This is a genomic window from Paraburkholderia sp. BL9I2N2 (assembly GCF_004339745.1).
Lineage (GTDB): Bacteria > Pseudomonadota > Gammaproteobacteria > Burkholderiales > Burkholderiaceae > Paraburkholderia.
In genome coordinates this window covers 2,329,585-2,344,453 of record NZ_SMGP01000001.1, presented here as the reverse complement: position 1 = coordinate 2,344,453, position 14,869 = coordinate 2,329,585, and the positions used below count along the sequence as shown (strand labels likewise).

Annotated in this window: 12 protein-coding genes; 9 read left to right on the top strand and 3 right to left on the bottom strand. The window is 62.4% G+C overall.

Features of this window, described 5'->3' with window-relative positions:
• Window positions 1–610: 610 nt before the first annotated feature.
• From ltrA to B0G74_RS10815, 7 genes are all read left to right on the top strand, one after another.
• Window positions 611–2,311, top strand: a complete 1,701-nt coding sequence (gene ltrA / locus B0G74_RS10845; protein WP_132374794.1) for a group II intron reverse transcriptase/maturase — start codon at window positions 611–613, stop codon at window positions 2,309–2,311.
• 314 nt (window positions 2,312–2,625) lie between these two features.
• Complete coding sequence (locus B0G74_RS10840) at window positions 2,626–3,876, top strand: pyridoxal phosphate-dependent aminotransferase (protein WP_132374793.1); 1,251 nt, start codon at window positions 2,626–2,628, stop codon at window positions 3,874–3,876.
• Between the two features lie 97 nt (window positions 3,877–3,973).
• Window positions 3,974–5,305, top strand: coding sequence for a homoserine dehydrogenase (locus tag B0G74_RS10835; protein ID WP_132374792.1), 1,332 nt, complete (start codon window positions 3,974–3,976; stop codon window positions 5,303–5,305).
• An 8-nt stretch (window positions 5,306–5,313) separates the two neighbouring features.
• Window positions 5,314–6,765, top strand: a complete 1,452-nt coding sequence (thrC, locus tag B0G74_RS10830) for a threonine synthase (RefSeq protein WP_132374791.1) — start codon at window positions 5,314–5,316, stop codon at window positions 6,763–6,765.
• Window positions 6,766–7,001: 236 nt separating this feature from the next.
• Complete coding sequence (gene glp / locus B0G74_RS10825) at window positions 7,002–8,264, top strand: gephyrin-like molybdotransferase Glp (protein ID WP_132376912.1); 1,263 nt, start codon at window positions 7,002–7,004, stop codon at window positions 8,262–8,264.
• Between the two features lie 26 nt (window positions 8,265–8,290).
• On the top strand, window positions 8,291–8,548 hold the full coding sequence (gene moaD, locus B0G74_RS10820; RefSeq protein WP_132374790.1) for a molybdopterin converting factor subunit 1: 258 nt from the start codon (window positions 8,291–8,293) through the stop codon (window positions 8,546–8,548).
• Between the two features lie 34 nt (window positions 8,549–8,582).
• Window positions 8,583–9,059 carry a molybdenum cofactor biosynthesis protein MoaE gene (locus B0G74_RS10815; RefSeq protein ID WP_132374789.1) on the top strand — a complete coding sequence of 159 codons (477 nt, stop codon included), beginning with the start codon at window positions 8,583–8,585 and terminating at the stop codon, window positions 9,057–9,059.
• Between the two features lie 154 nt (window positions 9,060–9,213).
• Here the strand turns inward: B0G74_RS10815 and B0G74_RS10810 are convergent, their stop codons facing one another.
• Window positions 9,214–9,759 carry a group III truncated hemoglobin gene (locus tag B0G74_RS10810; RefSeq protein ID WP_132374788.1) on the bottom strand — a complete coding sequence of 182 codons (546 nt, stop codon included), beginning with the start codon at window positions 9,757–9,759 and terminating at the stop codon, window positions 9,214–9,216.
• 305 nt (window positions 9,760–10,064) lie between these two features.
• Between B0G74_RS10810 and B0G74_RS10805 the strand changes: the two genes are divergently transcribed.
• Both B0G74_RS10805 and clpB read left to right on the top strand, forming a co-directional pair.
• The gene (locus tag B0G74_RS10805) at window positions 10,065–10,565 is read left to right on the top strand and encodes an Rrf2 family transcriptional regulator (RefSeq protein WP_132374787.1); all 501 of its coding nucleotides are present in this window, start codon (window positions 10,065–10,067) and stop codon (window positions 10,563–10,565) included.
• Between the two features lie 118 nt (window positions 10,566–10,683).
• Window positions 10,684–13,281, top strand: coding sequence for an ATP-dependent chaperone ClpB (clpB, locus tag B0G74_RS10800; protein ID WP_132374786.1), 2,598 nt, complete (start codon window positions 10,684–10,686; stop codon window positions 13,279–13,281).
• Window positions 13,282–13,430: 149 nt separating this feature from the next.
• On the opposite strand, the gene B0G74_RS10795 is transcribed toward clpB, so the two are convergent.
• Together B0G74_RS10795 and B0G74_RS10790 are read right to left on the bottom strand one after the other, a co-directional pair.
• Window positions 13,431–13,859 carry a YidB family protein gene (locus B0G74_RS10795; protein WP_132374785.1) on the bottom strand — a complete coding sequence of 143 codons (429 nt, stop codon included), beginning with the start codon at window positions 13,857–13,859 and terminating at the stop codon, window positions 13,431–13,433.
• A 217-nt stretch (window positions 13,860–14,076) separates the two neighbouring features.
• Window positions 14,077–14,667: a helix-hairpin-helix domain-containing protein gene (locus B0G74_RS10790; RefSeq protein WP_132374784.1), complete on the bottom strand. Its 591-nt coding sequence runs from the start codon at window positions 14,665–14,667 to the stop codon at window positions 14,077–14,079.
• Window positions 14,668–14,869: the final 202 nt, after the last annotated feature.

Genomic DNA, 14,869 nt, shown 5'->3' with positions numbered 1-14,869 from the left:
AGTGCCGTGAGGTGGTCATCCGGAGACTCCTAGCAGCAATGGGGTCGAGGAGCTAGGCTGGCTGATAAGGTTAATGCAAGTGAACTGCTGTTAAACCTCGTTAATAATGCAGTGCCAAAGCTGCTGACAGGCACTAACCAAAAGGTGAGCGGTCGGTCAATCCGCTAGAAGGTCGGATTGCGTCGTCGTTGGACCGTCGGGGAATAGGCAGAACCTAAGTCAGTCGTGTGACATGCCGGGAACGCGGTAAGCCCGTATCGTCGCCAGCGCAGTCTGGCTGGCAGGTGGACCGCAAGGAACGCTGTTGACGGTGCGGGTATGGGAGGACGGAAAAAGCGAATGCCGGGCTGTAATGGCCCGGATAGGGGTTGAGACATTACCTCACGCGAAAGCGGGCAGACTTCCGTCTGGTCTACCGTCGCAAGATGGCTGACAGACCTTATGACTTGGTGAGACATGGGCGCTTGCGTCCGTGCGTAGTACCTGGATGATGTATGGGCGCATGCGTCCATACCTGTTCAACTGTTGTTCCCCAGCGGGGTGTGTCTACCCCGCTGGGGAAGATGCGCCTTCTGCTGTGGGAATGATCAACCCAAGGTAGGAGAGCAGCATGAAAGTATCCGTCCGAAAGGATGGATCTGCGCTTTCCCACGCGCCGGACAACTGGTACGCCGTAGATTGGCGTCGAGTCGAACGGAACGTGAGAGGGATGCAGATTCGAATTGCGAAGGCGACGCGGGAAGGCGACTGGCGCAGGGTGAAAGCCCTGCAACGGATGCTGACCCGCACGTTGTCCGCAAAGTTGTACGCGGTGCGACGTGTTACGCAGAACCAGGGTGCGCGAACGGCTGGAGTCGATCGCGAACTATGGGATTCGCCTGAACGCCGATGGGAAGCCATCGGCAGGTTGAAGCGGCGTGGATACAGGCCTCTGCCATTACGGAGGGTCTTTATTCCCAAGGCCAATGGGAAGGAGCGCCCTCTGGGCATTCCGACCATGCGGGACAGGGCGATGCAGGCCCTGTATCTGCTGGCACTGGAGCCGGTGGCAGAGTCCACGAGCGACCCGAACTCGTACGGGTTCAGGATCAACCGCTCGACGGCCGACGCCATGTCCCAGATTTTTGTCGCCATGTCCCAGAAGGGCTCTGCCCGCTGGGTGCTGGAGGCGGATATCAAGGGATGCTTCGATCACATCAACCACGAGTGGCTGGAGAACCATGTCCTGATGGACCGGGAGATCCTGCGCAAGTGGCTGAAGGCTGGCCTGATTTACAAGGGGCAGCTACAGGCGACTGAGGCCGGTACGCCGCAGGGAGGGATCATCTCCCCGACGCTGGCAAACGTGACGCTGAACGGGCTGGAACGTGAACTGGTTGCGCACCTCGGTGCGAAATTCGGGATCGCGAAGGCGAAGAAGCTGAAGGTGAATGTGGTGCGGTACGCGGATGACTTCGTGATTACCGGTGACTCGAAAGAGGTGCTGGAAAGCGAGATCAGGCCTTGGGTGGAAGCATTCCTTGCTGTTCGGGGGCTGCAACTGTCGGAGGAGAAAACGCGGATTACCCACATCGAGGACGGCTTCGATTTCCTGGGGTGGAATTTCCGGAAGTACTCGGGAAAACTACTTATCAAGCCGAGTAAGAAGAACGTGCAAACGTTCTATCGCAAGGTGTCGGAAACGATCAGTGGCCACAAGACGGTGAGGCAGGAGGATCTGATCCGTTTGCTGAACCCGATGCTACGGGGCTGGGCGCAGTACCACAGTCCGGTGGTTGCCAAGCAGGCGTACAACCGCATGGAGTATCTGGTTTTTCGGAGACTCTGGTGGTGGTCAAAGAGGCGGCATCCGCAGAAGAACGCCCGCTGGGTGGGGCAGAAGTACTTCCACTCAGTTGGCGAGCGTCAATGGGTGTTCGCTGCTCCCGTGGTTTGGAAAGACGGCAGCAAAGGACTGTTTGAGCTGTACCAGATCAACGGTACGGTTATCAAACGGCACAAGAAGGTGAAAGGGGATTACCACCCCTTTGATCCGATGTGGGAGCAGTATGGCGAACAGTTGCGTCAGGAGCGCATGTGGGAATCGGTGCGTTACCGGAAGCAATGGGCGATGCTATATATGTCACAGAACGGGTTGTGTGCGCACTGTGGCTGCGCCTTGACGGACGAGACCGGCTGGCATGACCATCATCTGGAATATCGGATGCATGGCGGGTCGGACGCGTTGTCCAACCGGGTGCTGCTTCACCCGCACTGCCATCAGCAAGTGCACGCTGGTAAACTTGTAGTATCGAAGCCGGCCCCGTTATAGACGAGGCATTGTTTGTAGGCTCGAGCTGTATGCGGTGAAAGCCGCACGTACAGTTCCAAGGGGGCCCCTTTTCCGAGAGGAAAGGGGGCTACCCTACAGCCGCTTTGCGGCGCCCCTCGCTCATGTGCCGCCACAAGCCGCGCTGAGTCCACGGGTGCGGCCCACCGGCTACCCGCCTTGGTTTTGCCCGCTTTCGGCCGCTTTTCGTCTGCTTTTGTCTGTGTGTGTTCTGTTCGCTGCTGTACCGGTGCAATGCACCGCTGGCGCGCCTGAGGAACGCACGTCTGTTCGCCCAAGCCATCAACCAGGATGAAGTGCCCGCCGTGAAACCGATTCTCAAATCCAACAAGTTGTTGAATGTCTGTTATGACATTCGCGGGCCCGTCCTCGAACACGCGAAGCGGCTCGAAGAAGAGGGCCATCGCATCATCAAGCTGAACATCGGCAATCTCGCGCCGTTCGGCTTCGAAGCGCCGGACGAAATCATTCAGGACATGATCCTGAACCTGCCGGGTTCGTCGGGTTACTCCGATTCCAAGGGTGTGTTCGCCGCGCGCAAGGCGATCATGCATTACACACAGCAAAAGGGCGTGCACGGGGTCGAACTGGACGACATCTACATCGGCAACGGCGCCTCCGAGCTGATCGTGATGGCGTTGCAGGGCCTTTTGAACGACGGCGACGAAGTGCTGCTGCCCGCGCCCGATTACCCGCTGTGGACCGCCGGCGTGAGCCTGTCGGGCGGCACGCCGGTGCATTACATCTGCGACGAATCGAACAGCTGGATGCCCGACCTCGACGACATTCGCGCGAAGATCACGCCGAACACGCGCGCGCTCGTGGTCATCAACCCGAACAATCCGACCGGCGCGCTGTATTCGGACGAACTGCTGCTCGGCCTGATCGAGATTGCCCGCCAGCACGGCCTCGTAATCTTCGCCGACGAGGTCTACGACAAGATCGTCTACGACGGCAAGAAGCACACGTCCATGGCGGCGCTCTCCGAAGACGTGCTCACGGTCACCTTCAACAGTCTGTCGAAGAGCTACCGTTCGTGCGGTTACCGCGCCGGCTGGATGTTCATCTCCGGTCTGACCGCCGGCGAGAACCGCCGTCACGCCAAAGACTACTTCGAAGGGCTCGGCATTCTGGCGTCCATGCGCCTGTGCCCGAACGTGCCCGGCCAGTACGCGATCCAGACCGCGCTCGGCGGCTATCAGAGCATCAACGACCTGATCGTGCCGACCGGGCGCCTGTACAAACAGCGCGAACTCGCGTATGACATGTTGACGGCCATCCCGGGTGTGAGTTGCGTGAAGCCCGAAGCGGCGCTGTACATGTTTCCGCGTCTGGACCCGAAGATTTATCCGATTCAGGACGACCAGCAGTTCATCCTCGACCTTCTGCTGGAAGAGCGTGTGCTGCTCGTGCAGGGCACGGGCTTTAACTGGAAAACGCCGGATCACTTCCGCGTCGTGTTCCTGCCGAACGTGGACGATCTCGCGGATTCGATCAACCGCATCGCGCGCTTCCTCGACGGTTACCGCAAGCGTCACTCTGCCTAGCGCACAATAGGGCGTACGACGCGGCTCCCACCGCGTCGCGCCGTCCGCCAGGCGCCACCCGTTTCCTTTTAATCATCTACTCGAAAACACACGCTGCATGGAACCGATCAAAGTTGGACTGCTGGGCTTCGGCACGGTAGGCAGCGGCACCTTCACGGTACTGCGCCGCAATCAGGAAGAAATCAAACGCCGCGCGGGCCGCGGCATCGAGATTGCGCGCATTGCCGTGCGCAATCCTGCGAAGGCGACAGCGGCGCTGGGCAGCGAAGCCGGCACGGTGGCGCTGACCGATGACTTCAACGCGGTGGTCGACGATCCGTCGATCGATATCGTGGCCGAAATGATCGGCGGCACGGGCGTGGCGCGCGACCTCGTTCTGCGCGCGATCAAGAATCGCAAGCACGTGGTCACGGCCAACAAGGCGCTGCTCGCGGTGCACGGCACGGAGATTTTCGAAGCGGCGCGCGCCAACGGCGTGATGGTGGCGTTCGAGGCGGCGGTGGCGGGCGGCATTCCGATCATCAAGGCGCTGCGCGAGGGTCTGACGGCCAATCGCATCCAGTACATCGCGGGCATCATCAACGGCACGACGAACTACATCCTCTCGGAGATGCGCGACCGCGGGCTCGATTTCGCGACCGCATTGAAAGCCGCGCAGGAACTGGGCTACGCCGAAGCCGATCCGACCTTCGACATCGAAGGCGTGGACGCCGCGCACAAGGCGACCATCATGAGCGCGATCGCGTTCGGCGTGCCGGTGCAGTTCGACCGCGCCTACGTCGAAGGCATCAGCAAGCTCGCGGCGATCGACATCAAATATGCCGAGGAACTCGGCTACCGCATCAAGCTGCTCGGCATCGCGCGCCGCACCGACAAGGGCATCGAATTGCGCGTGCATCCCACGCTGATTCCGGAAAAGCGCCTGCTGGCGAACGTGGAAGGCGCGATGAACGCGGTCGTCGTGCACGGCGACGCGGTCGGCACCACGCTGTACTACGGCAAGGGCGCGGGCGCCGAGCCGACGGCCTCGGCCGTGGTGGCCGATCTGGTCGACGTGACGCGTCTGCACACGGCCGACCCGGAGCATCGCGTGCCGCATCTGGCGTTCCAGCCGGACAGCCTGTCGAGCACTCCGATCCTGCCGATCGACGAAGTCACGAGCGGCTACTACCTGCGTCTGCGGGTGGCGGACGTGACCGGCGTGCTGGCCGACATCACGCGCATTCTGGCTGACACCGGCATTTCGATCGACGCGCTGCTGCAGAAGGAATCGGAGCAGGTCGACGCGAACGGCAAGGGCGAAACCGACATCATCCTGATTACGCACGAAACGGTTGAGAAGAACGTCAACGCCGCGATCAAAACGATCGAAGCGTTGAAGACCGTTGTCTCGCAAGTCACGAAGCTGCGCATGGAAGCGCTGAACTAGGCCGAACTATGAACTACCTCTCCACGCGCGGCGCCGGAGCCGGCGAGCGCCATACCTTTTCCGACATCTTGCTGGGCGGCCTCGCCAAAGACGGTGGCCTCTACCTGCCCGCCGACTACCCGCGCGTCACGGCTGACGAACTGACGCGCTGGCGCACGCTGCCGTACGCGGACCTCGCCTTCGAGATCCTGTCCAAATTCAGCGACGACATTCCCGCCGAAGACCTGCGCGCGCTCACGCGTAAAACGTACACGGCGGCCACATACTGCAACGTGCGCGACGACGAAAGCGCCGCGCAGATCACGCCGCTGAAAACACTGGGCGTCGAGAACGGCGCGCCGCTGTCGCTGCTGGAACTGTCGAACGGTCCGACGCTCGCGTTCAAAGATATGGCGATGCAGTTGATCGGCAACCTGTTCGAATACGCGCTCGCCAAGCACGGCGAAACGCTGAACATTCTCGGCGCGACCTCGGGCGACACCGGCAGCGCCGCGGAATATGCGATGCGCGGCAAAAAGGGCATCAGCGTGTTCATGCTGTCGCCGCACAAGAAGATGAGCGCGTTCCAGACCGCGCAGATGTACAGCTTGCAGGACCCGAACATCTTCAATATCGCCGTGGAAGGCGTGTTCGACGACGCGCAGGACATCGTCAAGGCCGTTTCGAACGATCACGCGTTCAAGGCGAAGTACAAGATCGGCACCGTCAACTCGATCAACTGGGCGCGCGTCGTCGCGCAGGTCGTGTACTACTTCAAGGGCTATTTCGAAGCCACGAAGTCGAACGACGAGCGCGTGTCGTTCACGGTGCCGTCGGGCAATTTCGGCAACGTGTGCGCGGGCCACATCGCGCGCATGATGGGCTTGCCGATCGAGAAGCTGGTCGTGGCGACCAACGAAAACGACGTGCTCGACGAGTTCTTCCGCACCGGCATTTATCGCGTGCGCAAGGCGGCCGAGACGTATCACACCAGCAGCCCGAGCATGGACATTTCGAAGGCGTCGAACTTCGAGCGTTTCGTGTTCGATCTGCTCGGCCGCGATCCGGCGCGCGTGCTGCAACTGTTCCGCGATGTCGAGGAGAAGGGCGGCTTCGATCTCGCGGCGAGCGGCGATTTCGCGCGCGTGAAGGAGTTCGGTTTCGTGTCGGGCAGCAGCAGCCATGACAGCCGCGTGGATACGATCCGCGACGTGTTCGAACGTTACGACACGATGATCGACACGCACACGGCCGACGGTCTGAAGGTGGCGCGCGAACATCTGCAGCCGGGCATTCCGATGATCGTGCTGGAGACTGCGCAACCGATCAAGTTCGGCGAGACGATCCGCGAAGCGCTGTTGCGCGAGCCGGAGCGGCCGGCCGCATTCTCGGGCCTGGAGTCGCTGCCGCAGCGTTTCGAAGTGCTGCCGGCGGATGCGCAGCGCGTGAAGGACTTCATCGTGGCGAAGGCGGGCGCTTAAGACGCGGTTGCCGTGAAGCGTGAGCGCGTTGTCCAGGGCTCACGCAGCCTGGCCGACATGCTCCAGGCGCCTCACGCAAAATGACGCTTGCCGCGAAGCCTCGCGGCAAGCGCTCAAGCTCCAAAAAACTCCCCTCATAACGCCCGCCGCCCAGGCTATCTGCTTCGACCGCTACAATATTCTTTTAACCTGCGGCTTCGAGACCTGAGATGTCCACACCCACGCCCCGCGCGCCGATGCTCGCCACCGCCGAAGCCTTGGCGACCCTGCTCAGCGCAGCGAGTCCGATTGCCGGCACAGAATCGATCCCCACGCTGGAAGCGCTGAACCGCGTGCTCGCGGCCGACGTCACGTCGCCGCTCGACGTCCCGCCGATGAACACGAGTTCAATGGACGGCTACGCGATCCGCACGGCGGATCTGACGACGCAGGGCAACAGCCGCTTGCCGGTCTCGCAGCGCATTCCGGCCGGTCACGCGCCGGAGCCCCTGAAGCCCGGCACGGCGGCGCGCATCTTCACCGGCGCCACGGTGCCGCCCGGCGCCGACGCGATCGTGATGCAGGAGCAAACCGAAGCCGCCGGCGCGGAAATCACCATCCTGCACAGTCCGCAAGCGGGCGAATGGATCACGGCGCAAGGCGCGGATATCCGCAGCGGCTCGGTCATTCTTCCGGCGGGCACGCGGCTCACGCCGCAGGCGCTGGGACTCGCCGCCTCGGTCGGTTGCGCCGAACTGGTGGTGCGGCGGCGCGTCAAGGTCGCCGTGTTCTTCACCGGAGACGAGCTGACCATGCCCGGCGAGCCGCTGAAGCCGGGTGCGATCTACAACTCGAACCGTTTCACGCTGCGCGGCCTGCTGGAGAAGCTCGGCTGCGAAGTCACCGACTACGGCATCGTCGTGGACAAGCTCGACGCGACCCGCGCGACGCTGCGTGAAGCCGCCGAGGCGCATGACCTCATCCTGACTTGCGGCGGTGTGTCGGTGGGCGAGGAGGATCACGTCAAGCCGGCTGTGGAGGCAGAGGGCCGGCTTGCGATGTGGCAGATCGCGATGAAGCCGGGCAAGCCGCTCGCGTTCGGCGCGGTGCGCCGCGCGGCGCAGCGTGGTGAGGCGGCGGAGTCGGCATCCGCTGCGGCATTGGCCTCGGCCTCGGCGGAAACCTTCTTTATCGGCTTGCCCGGCAATCCGGTGTCCAGCTTCGCCACTTTCCTGCTGTTCGTGCGTCCGTTCATCCTGAGCCTCGCCGGCGTGCAGACGGTCGCGCCGCGCGCGCTGTCGCTGCGGGCGGATTTCACGCAGAGCAAGGCCGACCGCCGCAACGAATTTCTGCGCGCGCGCATCAACCCGGCCGGCGGCCTCGATCTGTTTCCTAATCAAAGTTCGGCCGTGCTGACGTCGACGGTCTGGGGCGACGGCCTGATCGACAATCCGCCGAATCACGCGATCAGCGCCGGCGAGACCGTGCGCTTCATTCCTTTTTCCGAATTGCTGAACTGAGGCCGGCCAGAGCCGGTGGCATCCCGATGAAGATTCAACTGCGATATTTTGCGAGCGTGCGTGAAGCGCTCGACCTGGCCGACGAAACCGTCGACCTGCCCGACGGCATCGCGACCGTCGGCGATGTGCGCGCGTGGCTGCGCGTGCGCGGCGGCATCTGGGCCGACACGCTGGCCGAAGGCCGCGCGCTGCGCATGGCCTGCAATCACGTGATGACCAGCGCCGGCACGCGCGTCACCGAAGGCTGCGAAGTCGCGTTTTTTCCGCCCGTCACCGGCGGCTGAACCGCCACGCCGCTTAACCGCATAGGAGCCACAGATGCCCGTTCGCGTCCAGACGGAAGACTTCGACCTCACCGCCGAGGTCGCCGCATTGCGCGCGCGCAATCCGAAGATCGGCGCGGTGGCGTGCTTCGTCGGCACCGTGCGCGATCTGAACGACGGCAGCGCGGTCGAGACGATGGAGCTCGAACACTATCCCGGCATGACGGAGAAGTCGCTGGAGGCGATCATCGTGAGCGCGCGGGAGCGCTGGCCGGGCATCGAGGTGTCGATCGTGCATCGGGTCGGCAAGCTCTATCCGCTCGATCAGATCGTGCTGGTGGCGACGACGGCCATGCATCGCGGGGAAGCGTTCGCGTCGTGCGAATTCGTGATGGACTACCTGAAGACCCAGGCGCCGTTCTGGAAGAAAGAGAAGACCGAGGCCGGTGAGCACTGGGTCGACGCCCGCGTCACCGACGACGCGGCGCTCGCCCGCTGGGGCATTGAATCGGGCAATCGGACGGGGGAATAGACGCGGCGGGTTCGGGTTTGCAGGATTCTGCGGGCCAAACAAGCATCTTGGCGTCACTCACGACGTTCTGAAGCGCTCGCAAAACTGTAACCGCTCGGGTGATGCTTTCCGGCCCGCCGGATGGGACAAAACGGCCCTGAAGCCTGAACCCGGCTCATTCATCCCGCGCCCGGCCAATGATCCGCGCCGGAAACGGCTCGCCTGACGGACGCGCCGCGTGAGCCGCATCCTCACCGTCGCGCGGACGCCGTTTCGGCGTAACGCGCTCCAGCAGCGCCTGCTGTTCCTCCGGAATCTTGTAGTCCCAGCCGAAACGGCTCAACTGTAGACTCTGCGCGATCCGCAGCGCCGGTTCCATGAAGCGCACCGCCGCGGCGGGCTGATAACGCGATTCGACCGTATCCAGAAACAGATACAGCCAGCGGCTGAAGTGCTGCGGCTCGATTCCCTCGAGCGGCTGATGCGCCTGCTGCACGTTGCCGCGGTATTGCTTCGCGCCCAGCACGAGGCTGCCCCAGAACGTGCACATCTTGGGCAGATGATCGTCCCAGCGGCCCGCCAGCGTCGCGTCGAATACAGGGCCGAGCAGCGCATCGGCACGCACGCGCTCGTAAAAGCCGTAGACGAGCTCGCGAATATTCGCCTCGGTGGGTTCGGCGGCGCGCTCGACGGCCGGCGCGGCAGGGAAGGACGGGTTCATGCAAATTCCAAGAGAATGCGGCTATTCATCGCGCCTCGCAATAGGGCGCCGCGGAGCGTCAGGAATGGCCTCAAATCGAGGCCGAATGGAAGGAAGTAGGATGCGAACACCCCGCTTTTCGTAAGAATGCCCCAGCCAGGAAACGTTACCATTACTGCCGGACGACCCACCCCGCCTGTCTGCGCAGAACCGGAAAATATGCGTAGCGCCTGCATCTTAGGGCGAAGCGACGGCCCACGGCAACCCTTGCATCGACGCGGTTATCTCCCGGATCGCGGCTTGCGCTCATTGCGATACCTGCACTCATGAGACTGACCGACTATACGGATTACTCACTACGCGTCCTGCTCTACCTCGCCGTTCGCGGCAGCGGGTTGTCGACGATCCAGGACATTTCAGACGCGTACGGCATTTCCAAGAACCACTTGATGAAAGTCGTGCAGCAACTCGGCGAACTCGGCTGGGTCGAGACCGTGCGCGGCCGCAACGGCGGCCTGCGGCTCGCGGAACAGACGAACGCGCTGACGGTCGGCGAAATCGTGCGCGCGACGGAAAGCGACTTTGCGCTGGTCGGCTGTTTTCCGGATCAGCACGGCGAGCGCCGTGGTTGCGTGATTACCGCGCAGTGCCGTCTGCGAAACACGCTCGAGGCGGCGCGCAATGCCTTCCTCGCCGAACTCGACCGTCATACCATTGGAGAGGTGGCGCAGCCGCACGGCCCGTTGGCCGCGCTGCTCGGTTTGAGCAACGTGATTCCGATTACGCCGGTCGCATCGGCTGGCGGCGACTCTGCGTCGCTGACCTGAATGCGCCAGGCATTTCTCTCGCGTCAAATGTTAAATAGTTGACGCTTGAGGCAAAAAAGCGCTTGAAACCTGGATAAAACGCCTCATTTTGGTGGTAATCGAAATTGGAGGTCGCTTGATGAGAATCGACAAACTCACCACTAAATTCCAGGAAGCGCTGGCGGATGCCCAGAGTCTGGCCGTCGGCCATGACAATCAATACATCGAACCGGTTCACGTCCTTTCGGCGCTCGTCGCCCAACACGACGGCTCGGCGCGCTCGCTGCTCTCGCGTGCTGGCGTGCATGTGCAGGCGCTGCAAACGGCGCTCGGCGACGCCATGACGCGTCTGCCGCAAGTGCAGGGCACGGACGGCAACGTGCAGATCGGCCGCGAGCTGACCGGTCTGCTGAACCAGGCAGACAAGGAAGCACAAAAGCTCAACGACACGTTCATCGCGAGCGAGATGTTCCTGCTCGCGGTCGCGGACGACAAAGGCGAGGCCGGCCGTCTCGCGCGTCAGCACGGCTTGTCGCGCAAATCGCTGGAAAGCGCGATCGCCGCGGTGCGCGGCGGCTCGCAAGTGCATAGCCAGGACGCCGAAAGCCAGCGTGAAGCGCTGAAGAAATACACCGTGGATCTGACCGAGCGCGCGCGGGCCGGCAAGCTCGATCCGGTGATCGGCCGCGACGACGAAATCCGTCGTTCGATCCAGATCCTGCAACGCCGCACCAAGAACAACCCGGTGCTGATCGGCGAACCGGGCGTGGGTAAGACCGCGATCGTCGAAGGTCTGGCGCAGCGTATCGTCAACGGCGAAGTGCCGGAAACGCTGAAGGGCAAGCGCGTGTTGTCGCTCGATATGGCGGCCTTGCTGGCCGGCGCCAAGTATCGCGGCGAGTTCGAGGAACGCCTGAAGGCCGTGCTGAGCGACATCGCGAAAGACGAAGGCCAGACCATCGTCTTCATCGACGAAATTCACACCATGGTCGGCGCGGGCAAGGCCGAAGGCGCAATGGACGCGGGCAATATGCTCAAGCCGGCGCTCTCGCGCGGCGAACTGCATTGCGTTGGCGCGACCACGCTCGACGAATATCGCAAGTACATCGAAAAGGATGCCGCGCTCGAGCGCCGCTTCCAGAAGGTGCTGGTCGACGAACCGACGGTGGAAGCGACCATCGCGATCCTGCGCGGTCTGCAGGAAAAGTACGAGCTGCATCACGGCGTCGATATCACCGACCCGGCGATCGTGGCGGCGGCGGAACTGTCGCATCGCTACATCACGGATCGTTTCCTGCCGGACAAGGCCATCGACCTGATCGACGAAGCCGCTTCGAAGATCAAGATGGAAATCGACTCGAAGCCGGAAGAGATGGACCGGCTCGACCGTCGTTTGATCCAGTTGAAGATCGAACGCGAAGCCGTCAAGAAGGAAAAAGACGAAGCGTCGCAAAAGCGTCTGCAATTGATCGAGGAAGAAATCGAGCGGCTGAATCGCGAATATTCGGACCTCGAAGAAATCTGGACTGCGGAAAAAGCCGCGGTGCAGGGCAGCGCGCAACTGAAGGAAGAGATCGAGAAAACGCGGGCGGAAATCACGCGTCTGCAACGTGAAGGCAAGCTGGAAAAGGTCGCCGAGTTGCAATACGGCAAGCTGCCTGGTCTCGAAGCGCAGTTGAAGGAAGTGACCAAGGCCGAGGCGAACGAGCAGAACAATCCGACGCGTCCGCGGCTCTTGCGCACGCAGGTCGGTGCGGAAGAAATTGCTGAAGTCGTGTCGCGTTCCACCGGTATTCCGGTGTCGCGCATGATGCAGGGCGAACGCGAAAAGCTGCTGCAGATCGAGGAGAAGCTGCACGCGCGCGTGGTCGGCCAGGACGAGGCGATCAGCGCGGTGGCCGATGCGATCCGCCGCTCGCGCGCGGGTCTGTCGGATCCGAACCGGCCGTACGGTTCGTTCCTGTTCCTCGGACCGACCGGCGTCGGCAAGACCGAGTTGTGCAAGGCGTTGGCGTCGTTCCTGTTCGATTCGGAAGATCATCTGATCCGTATCGACATGAGCGAATTCATGGAGAAGCACAGCGTCGCGCGGTTGATCGGTGCGCCGCCGGGATATGTCGGCTACGAAGAAGGCGGTTATCTGACGGAAGCCGTGCGTCGCAAGCCGTATAGCGTGATCCTGCTCGACGAGATCGAGAAGGCGCATCCGGACGTGTTCAACGTGCTGCTGCAAGTGCTCGACGACGGCCGCATGACCGATGGACAGGGCCGCACCGTGGACTTCAAGAACACGGTGATCGTGATGACGTCGAACCTCGGTTCGCAAGTGATCCAGTCGATGGTCGGCGAGCCGCAGGAAGCGGTGAAGGACGCGGTCTGGGAAGAAGTGAAGCTGCACTTCCGGCCCGAGTTCCTGAACCGGATCGACGACGTCGTGGTGTTCCATGCGCTCGACCGCTCGAATATCCAGTCGATCGCGCGGATCCAGTTGCAACGTCTGCACGAGCGGCTGGCCAAGCTCGACATGCAACTGGTGGTGTCGGATTCGGCGCTCGAACACGTCGGCAAGGTCGGCTACGATCCGCTGTTCGGCGCGCGGCCGTTAAAGCGCGCGATCCAGCAGGAGATCGAGAACCCGGTCGCCAAGCTGATACTCGCCGGCAAGTTCGGTCCAAAGGACGTGATTCCGGTCGAACTGGAAGAAGGCAAGCTGGTGTTCGAACGCGTCGTGCATTAAGCGAAACGCGTTCTACGGAGAGAGGAACGGCGGCGGTCGAGCCGTTCCCGACGACGTTAAAAGCGGCAACGAAGGTGACTTCGTTGCCGCTTTTTTATGCCCGTTGATTGCGCAAGCGGGCACACGGGCAGGCGAGGCCGCCCGCGTTGTTACGCGTTGCCTTTACCGAATAGCGCGGACAAGCCGCCGAGCGCGCCGAGTACGGTGGTGGCGTTCAGCTTGCCTTCGGCCGGCACTTCGCCTTCCGGCGTGGCCGCGTTGACGACGTGCGGCAGAATCTGCGACAGCAGGCCAGTGACCTGATCCGGCTGCACGCCTGCCTTCGCCGCAAGGTTGGTCACGGTCTCCGAGCCGAGCACGCTATGCAGCGCATCGGGCGCGATCGGCTGGTTCTCGCCGTTGCTGACCCACGAGGTCACGATGTCGCCGAGGCCTTTTTCCTTGAAACGGTCGATCAGGCCGTTCAGCCCGCCCGGCTGGCTATTGACGAATTCGAGTGCGGCCGAAACCAGGGCTTGCTGGCCACCGCCTTCGGGGGATTTGCCAACCAGGGAACCGAGTGTGTCGAGTAGGCTCATGACGGTCTCTCTTGAATGCCGACACGTGCTTGACGGGTCAGCGGGTGAAAACGCTGCGCGGTTGCGCGGCGCCGTGGAAGGAAGGCGGGCGGCGGCGCGGCGGCGCTGATGGTTCGTCGCGTGGGGATCACGCGCGTATCACCTGGGCCGTTACGCTGCCGGCGCACAATCCTGTTTCGTACTCCGTTTCATTCTGTCCGGTCCTCGTTTCGTGCGGTCAGGCACCGCCCGAGGCCGCCGCAGCCGATGCGGCCTTGCTCTTCTTGGCTTTCTTCTTCGATGCTTTGGTATCCGAGGCATCAGCCGGCGCCGCCGCTGCCGCAGTAGCCGGCGCGGAAGCTGCTGCCGCCTCGGACGCCGCAGCCTTGCTCTTCTTCTTCGACTTCGACGCCTTCGCGCCGGAGGCATCCACCGGGGCGGCTGGCGTCGTGTTCGCAGCCGTGGTTGGCGCCGCCGTAGGCGCAGTAGCCGCGGGCGCTGCCTTGGTGCCGGCCGTGCTGCTCGGCTTCGCAGCGGGCTTGGCGCCGCTCGGCGGCGTTGACGAGCCGTTGATCGTCAGTCCGGCCGCTTCGAGATTGGTTACCGATTTGGCTCCGATGCCCTTGACGCGCGTGGCGAGATCATTGGCGTCTTTGAACGGGCCATTCTTGGTGCGTTCGTCGATGATCGCTTTCGCATGCACCGGGCCAATACCCTTAACCGATTCGAGCGCCGCCTGATCGGCGGAGTTCACTTCGACGGCCGCCGCAAATCCGGCCGACAGCGACAAAGCCAAAGCGACGCAAAGCATTAAAAGCTTCTTCAGCATGGCAAGCACTCCATTGAGGGCAAAAAAGTGAGCCGCAAAGGGACGACTCAAACGACTCGGGACGACGCATCCTGTCAGCATTCGCTGCGCTTAAGCATAGAACAAATTGCGCGCCCTTATTTGCGAACGCGGACGATTTATACCGATCGATTCATGACAAGTAAATCAGTGTGAACAAGATTTAAACCTTTTGCCTCGTTAT